Source organism: Streptomyces sp. 13-12-16 (genome assembly GCF_002114215.1).
In the GTDB taxonomy this organism is placed as follows: domain Bacteria; phylum Actinomycetota; class Actinomycetes; order Streptomycetales; family Streptomycetaceae; genus Streptomyces.
This window is the reverse complement of record NZ_NCTE01000959.1, coordinates 4,795-5,859: the sequence shown is the minus strand read 5'-3', so window position 1 is coordinate 5,859 and position 1,065 is coordinate 4,795. Positions and strand designations below refer to the sequence as shown.

The window sequence follows — 1,065 nt, the reverse complement described above, 5'->3', positions numbered from 1 at the left end:
CCCCCCCCCGCCGCGCCCCGGCCGCCCGCCCTCGACGCCGAACGGGCCGATCTGCTCGCCGCGCTCGCGACCGCGCGGGCGTCCCTGACCGCCGCGGCGCGCGGACTGAGCGACGAACAGGCCGCCGCACGCCCGACGGTCAGCGCCCTGTGCCTGGGCGGGCTGATCAAGCACGTCGCGTCCATGGAGGAGGCGTGGACGGCCTTCATGACCGAGGGGCCGTCCGCGATGCGCCACGACCTGCCCGACGGCGTCACCTGGGCCGACCTCGCGGCCGGTACCGCCCGCGAGGTCCCGCAGTGGGCCGTCGACCATCGGAACGGCTTCCGGATGCTGCCCGGCGACACCCTGGACGGCGTCCTCGCGCGCTACGCGAGGGTCGCCGCCCGCACCGAGGAGGTCGTCGCCTCCGTGCCCGACCTGTCGGCGGCCCACCCGCTGCCCGAGGCTCCCTGGTACGAGCCGGGAGCGGTGCGCAGTGTGCGCGGGGTGCTGGCGCACCTCATCTCCGAGACCGCGCAGCACGCGGGGCACGCCGACATCCTGCGCGAGACGCTCGACGGGCGGACGTCCGCCTGACCGGCGCGGATCGCCGCGTCCGCCCGCCGAGCGGCACGTCCGCGGTCAGCCGGGCCGGTGCTGCTGGGTGAGGACCGCCGCCAGGAGTTCGGGATCGAACACCGAGGTGTCGGCGAGCCGTGTGGTGGCGGTGAGCGAGTTGAACATGGCCTTGGTGACCCGCAGGGCGGAGGCCGGCCGTCGCAGGACGGGTCTGGCCCAGGCCATGACGGCGTCGTCGAGCGCGTCCCGCGGCACGGCCCGGTGCAGGACCGACAGACCGAGGGCCTCCTGGGCGTCGAAGACACGTGCGGTGAGGATCAGCTCCCGTACGCGGGCGGCCCCCACCTCGCTGATCAGGCGGGGGAGCAGCCCGCCCCAGGCGGGGGGTACACCGAGGGCGAGTTCGGGCAGGCGGAAGGACGCGGTGTCCGCACCCACGCGCAGATCGCAGGCGAGCGCGAGCCCGACGCCGGCGCCGACGGCCCTGCCCTGGACGCGGGCGAT

General features: G+C 76.3%; 2 protein-coding genes. One reads left to right on the top strand and one right to left on the bottom strand.

Annotated elements, in window-relative coordinates; genetic code table 11:
- Window positions 1-579: DinB family protein (locus tag B7767_RS33025; protein WP_373408257.1), on the top strand; the 579-nt coding region annotated here is incomplete at its 5' end.
- A gap of 45 nt (window positions 580-624) precedes the next feature.
- Here the strand turns inward: B7767_RS33025 and B7767_RS33020 are convergent.
- Window positions 625-1,065: enoyl-CoA hydratase/isomerase family protein (locus B7767_RS33020; protein ID WP_143652750.1), on the bottom strand; the 441-nt coding region annotated here is incomplete at its 5' end.